At 69.7% G+C, this 5825-nt stretch carries 3 protein-coding genes; all 3 read right to left on the reverse strand.

Going from position 1 to position 5825, the window contains the following annotated elements:
- On the reverse strand, positions 1–507 hold a 507-nt coding region (locus ACJ8AT_RS34805), incomplete at its 3' end, for a response regulator (protein WP_407742269.1).
- Between the two features lie 240 nt (positions 508–747).
- Positions 748–4527: a DUF3857 domain-containing protein gene (locus tag ACJ8AT_RS34810; protein WP_407742270.1), complete on the reverse strand. Its 3780-nt coding sequence runs from the start codon at positions 4525–4527 to the stop codon at positions 748–750.
- A 308-nt stretch (positions 4528–4835) separates the two neighbouring features.
- Entirely contained in the window at positions 4836–5564 is a 729-nt protein-coding gene (locus ACJ8AT_RS34815) for a hypothetical protein (RefSeq protein WP_407742271.1), read from the reverse strand.
- Positions 5565–5825 lie beyond the last annotated feature (261 nt).

Below are 5825 nucleotides of genomic sequence, written 5' to 3' on the forward strand. Positions count from 1 at the left end.
CAGGCGGTTGGTGCGCAGCAGCTCCCACTTCTCGGTGAGGGCGAAGGCCAGCTGACGCACCTCGATGCCATCGAAGGGCTTGCGAAGGATGAGCAGGCGCTGGGACAGCCCCAGCTTGTGCATCATCTCTTCCCAGGAGTAGTCGGCGTAGGCCGAGCAGATGACGACCTGGATGTCAGGGTCATCCTTCCAGAGGCGGGAGGTGGTCTCCACCCCGTCGATGCCTGGGGGCATGCGGATGTCGACGAAGGCCAGGGCATAAGGTCTGCCCTGCTGGCGAGCGGCGTTCGCCAGCACCAGCGCCTCCTCGCCCTGAAAGGCCGAGTCCACCTCGAAGTGGAGCGTCTGCTCCGGCAGCTCGGAGAGACCGAAGAGGCTGGCCTCCATCTGATCCAACGCCGTGTCGCGCGCGCGGGGAGGACACAGGATCTTCCGGAAGTCCTGATGGATGGTGCGGTTGTCATCCACCACCAGGATGCGGCGATTGGGAGATGCGGATGTACTCACGGCCTGACCTCCTCGCCTACGCCGGGTGTCGAGGTCCGCCGCAGCAGGCGCGGGGGATTGTGGGCAGGAATCGGAGATGACTTCAAAGCGAAGATGGAGGCATCCGGGCCGAGATTCTCGGTGCTGCTGGATTTCACTGCTGGAAAGATTACACGTTCAGAGGTAGGTGCTGCTCGAGCCTGTAGCCGAGCGTGGCGACGGCGAGCCCGCCAGCGGCTCCACCGTGCAGCCGTCCGCGGCTCACTGGGTGAGGATCAGATCCCGCGTCTGGATCAGGTCCACATCCCCGGCGAACTGGGCGAAGGCCTCGTAGTCCCTGGGATAGATGCGGTTGCGAGGCATCCGCATCCCCTCGAGGAACGTCACCACGCGGCCCTCCTGCTTCTCCGAGCGCACGTAGCGGCCGAAGCGGCTGTTCACCTTCAAGGTGGGCTGGGGATCCTGCAGCTTCCAGCCCTCGGGCAGCGTGAGCGTCACCTGCGTGTTGCTGGCCTCGGAGTCCTCGAGGAACAGCGGCGTGGAGCGCGAGCTGAGCTGGACGTAGCGCCGGCCGAGCATGGCCGGGAAGGTGACGGGCCCCAGGACCATCCGCTTGTCCTCGGTGCGGGCGAAGCGCGGGACGTTGAACTCGTAGCGCAGGGTGAAGGGGGCGCCCACCTGCTCGGGGTGATCCAGCTTCACCGTGGTCAGATCCGCGCCGCCGAAGTACCGCGTCACCGCGCCCTGGAGCGCCTGCCGGCGGCTCTCCGCCGAGAGGGCATCGAAGGCCTCGGCGAGCTGGGCGCCGGTGAAGCCGGAGTACACCTCCTCGCCCTGCGCGGTGAGCGTGCCGTCCGGCTTGAGCTCCATCTTGAGCTCCACCTGCTTGTTGGCCTTGTCGTTCAGCGGCGGCGTCTTCAGCTGCACCATGGGCCGGCCCGGCTCGGGCAGCAGGTAGGCGTCCATCTCGCCCATCGAGTTCTCGGGCAGCTCACCGAAGGGGGCCCAGCGCACCGTGGTGTCCACCCACGCCGGCTCCTCGCCGGGCACCTCCACCCGCAGGCACGCATAGGGCAGCAGCGACTCGGAGGGGAACAGGTACGGGGCCGGATCCGTGGAGAAGGGGCGCACCACCGCCATCCGCACGGGGATGCCGATGGACTCCAGCGCTGACTTGAGCAGCATCAGCCGGCTGCCGCGGTCCTGCGCCAGCGTGGAGATGGCCGACTGCGCCAGCCCCACGTCCCGGCCGGGGATGCGCTGCATCACCGCCGCGTGCAGCGCCCTCACCGCCTCCATGCCCTTCTTGTCGCCCACGGCCTTGCGGGCGAAGGCCTCCACCTCCGAGGTCTGCCGCTCCCGATCGTAGAAGGCGTCCGCGTACAGCGCCACCGCGCGCTCGTTGCCCGTGGCGCCCGTCCCCACCATCACGAAGGGCAGGAACTCGTTGTTGGACCAAGGCGAGTCCGGCTCGGGGATGAACGGGGGCACCTGCCGGGCCGAGTAGGAGAAGATCTCCACGTCCCCCTTCGTCACCGGCGGCGGAGCCTTCATGTTGTGCGCGTCCACCTTCATGCCGGTGCCCTTGGGCGCCACCACGGTGTACGTGGACCAGCTGTTCGGCATGTTGGCGATCTGGAAGTAGAAGGCGGAGGCGACGAAGCCCGGCTGCGCGGGGCCTCGCGAGGTCTCCGCGAGCAGGTACTCCACCTCCACGTAGTCGCCCACGTTCACGCCGGGCAGGCTGATGTTCTCCTTGCCCTCGATGTGCTCCGGCTCCAGCACCGTGCCGTCCGCCTTGATGGTGCGCAGCGTGAGCAGCTGGGCGTTGTTGGGCAGGTTCACCTCGGCGATCTCCTCGATGCCGTTCTGCTCCAGCGCCTTCTGCACGGTGTGGATGCGGTTGACCAGCGAGCCGTCGGGGAACACCTGCACGGCCGCCGCGTCCAGCACGTAGACGGCGGCGGCGTTCTCCTGGTGGTTCTCCTTCTCGTAGGCCGCGATGGCCGCCTTGCCGTCGATGGCGTAGTCCTGCAGTACCTCCTTGCCCGTCTTCGCGCGTATCACCGCCCGGCGCAGCGCCAGATCGCTCCCGTCCAGGGCCAGCGCCTGCTCGCGCAGCGCGAGCGCCTCCGCTGGCGCCCCCGCGTACTCCCGCACGTCCGCCAGCCGCTTGTAGAGGTAGGCGGCGCGGGGCCACCAGCTCATCAGCTCCTTCAGCGTGGCCCCGGCCTCGTCGTAGCGGCGCTGCGAGAGGTAGAGGTTGGCCAGCGTGAGGCCGGTGCTCAGGTTGCCTGGATCGCGCGAGAGCAGCTCCGCGTAGTTCTTGGCCGCCGTGGCGGTGTCTCCGCGCTGGCGCGCGTGCTCGGCGACGCGGGTCTGCGCGCCGGGGCAGCCGGCGAAGTCCGAGACGAGCTGATCCATGAGCTCCACCGCGTCGCGCCTGCGGGCCAGGCCGTAGCGCAGCGACAGCGCGTCGCACAGCTTGGGCTGGGCCTTGAGCGCCGCGGCGAGGGCCTCCTGGGCCACCGCATCCACCTCGAGCGCGATGGCCGCGCGGGCGCGCAGCAGCTGGACGGGGTAGCTGTCCGGGCCGGAGATCTCCAGGGCGGTCTTCAGCACCTCCTGCGCGGAGATGGGCTGGCTGTCACTGAGGGCCAGCTCCGCGCGCAGCAGCAGCGCGGACACGTTGCGCGGATCCTTGGCCAGGGTCGCCTCCAAGTCCCTGGTGGCCCGCCCGCGAGACACCTTGGTGGGCACGGAGCGATCCTGCGAGGCCAGGGTGGCGCTGAGCATCATCAGGGCCGGAGTGCGCGCGGACTCGTCCAGGTTGGCCAGCAGCCTCCGGGCGCCGTCCGGGTCGCGCCCCAGCCCGTCACTGGCCGCCAGGAAGTTGGCCAGCAGCCCGCCCGCTTCGGCCTCGAGCGCGGCCGCGAGGTCCGCCGTGGCGGGGTAGAACATGGGCGCCTCGACGAAGGAGGGCGCCGCTCCGCTCCAGGAGGGCGCGGGCCCGGTGGCGGCGGTGTAGCGCACCTCGGACGGGCGGCCGTCGGCGCGCGGCAGGGTGAAGGAGAGCGTGCCCGTGGCGCCTTCCTTGGTGAGCTTCACCACGAAGCGGTGCTTGCCGGCGGCCAGGCGGAGGGCCCGGCCGGTGACGGTGGACTCGGAGTGGGCGAGGGCGCGGCGCTCGAACAGGGGCGCGCCGTCCATCAGCACCTTGAAGGAGGAGGAGGACACGGTGCGCGCCAGGTACACGCCGGCCTCGGGCACCTCCGCGTCGAAGGCGAGGATGTAGATGTCACTCTCGGCGGGCTCTCCATCCAGCCGGTGGCGGCCATCCGGGGCCAGCACGGTGCGCAGCGGGAGCGGGCCGTAGGGGCCGGTGAAGGGGCCCGCCAGCGAGCCATCCTTCTCTGGCGGGGTGGGCTCGTCGAAGCCCAGCACGTGGTAGGGCGAGAACGGCCCCACGAGCGTGGCCACGCTGGCGGCGCCCACCTCCTTCACCGAGGTGGCCGTGGCCTGCGCATCCCCGCGCACGAGGAAGACGGCCATCTGGCAGCCGCGCAGGAGCTGGGCGGCCTCGCCCACCGCGCCCGCCTCGAGCGCCTTGCGGCTGGCCTTGAGGATGGTCTCGTCCAGCTCGGGCGAGGTGCCCACCTGGTCGAGGATGTAGCGCACGGCGGGCACGGCGAGCGGGTGCGTGGGAGCGCGCGTCACCAGCTCCAGGGCGGCGGTGAGCGCCCGGTCCGGCGCCCCGGCGCGGCGCGCGAGCAGGTTCTGGCCCATGAGGGCGTAGGGGTCGCCCGGGTCCTTGGCGATGGCGGCGTCGAGGCGGGCGCGAGCGGCCTCCGCGTCTCCCTGTACGAGGTACGCATGGAAGCCGGCGAGCGCGAGGGTGCGAGCTTCACCGCTGCCGTTCTTGGCCCGCTCGGCGGCGGACTCCAGCACATCCGCGGAGGACGGGGAGGAGGGACGGTGGACGCAGCCAGTCAGGCTGGCGGCGAGGGTAAGCAGCGCGAGGAGGCCACGAGTGGTGCGCATAGAGCCCCGAGGGATAATGCAATCCCCGGGGCGGGGCCACATCTGCCTGCATCAGGTGTCCACGGCAGGCAGCTAAGTCATCGGGGCTAAGTCTTTTCAGGAGGGCTAAGCCGAGCCCGATTTCGCGGCCTGGGCGGCATCCTGCCCTAGCGGAATCTTCTTCCGTGAATCGCCTTGCGGCTTCGCCGCACGTGCTGACCCTGCCAAGTGCTCGCCCGCCGGGTGAGCACCCGTTTGGATCGGGGAGGATGTCCAGACGTCCGGACATGCCCCTGGCGCAGCGAAGACAGTCATCGGCTTGGGGTGCATCACAACACGCGGGCGGCGCGGGCCTCCTCCAGCGTGTACTCCCGGCCCACGGTGGTGAAGGGGCCTGTCTTCTGGATGAGCCAGGCGCGGGTGCCTGGAGGCATGTAGAAATCCTCCTCGAAGGGGGAGAGCCCCAGGTGGCGCAGGTAGTCCTGGAGCATCTCAAAGGTGAAGCGGTCCCTCACCTTGCGCGCCTGGTACCGCTCCACCTGCTCGAAGGGGAAGGGCTCACCCGACTGCACGAAAACCCAACGGCCCCCGTCATTGGCCACCTCGATGGCGCGCACATAGTTGTTGAGCTTCCCCGGCTGCTTCGGGCCGAACACATCCAGCATCACCCCACCGTAGCGACCACCTTGGTGCTTGCGCAGCGTGTGGGGCACGGCGACCACCCGCAGGCACCGGATGCTCAGCCACCGGGCCATGTAGCTCATGGGGCTGGCGGCATCCGTCCCCGTCCACTGGTTGGAGACGTAAGCGGTCCAGGCGCTGCGCGTGGGGATGAACAGGTCCCGCTGTATCTCCCCACCGCTCAGGGGCAGCAGGCGGGAGAGGACTTGCTCCAGAGTGCCCGTGATAGGGAGCTCCTCCACGGTGATACCCCGGGGCGTCAGCAGCCTCCTCTCCCACGTGGCGAAGGCTTGCGCCGCCTGCTCGGCCCCCAGTTCCAGAAAGCCCATCTCCGAAGTGACAGGCGCCCAGCGGTCCTCCAGCAGCAGGCCCTTCACTGATCACCTCCTCGCATGAAGGGGTGACACATGCTGCCGTGGCAGAGGATTCTCTGGAAGGCAGGAGCGCTGTCCCTTGTGTTGCGCGGCGCCAGCGCCGGAGGCGCGGCCCTCGAAGGGCTTGCCGAATGAGGGGCCTGGGAGCGAGTCAGCCCTCGCGGTTCCATGCGGCTGTCAGCCTCTTGCTGTTGGCTGTCTTCGTCGCGCCCGGGGCGTACGCCTCTGACGAGACGAGCCATGTGCGGGCCGTTGTGGGGGCGG

This window comes from Hyalangium sp. (assembly GCF_045802625.1).
Classification (GTDB): Bacteria; Myxococcota; Myxococcia; order Myxococcales; family Myxococcaceae; genus Hyalangium.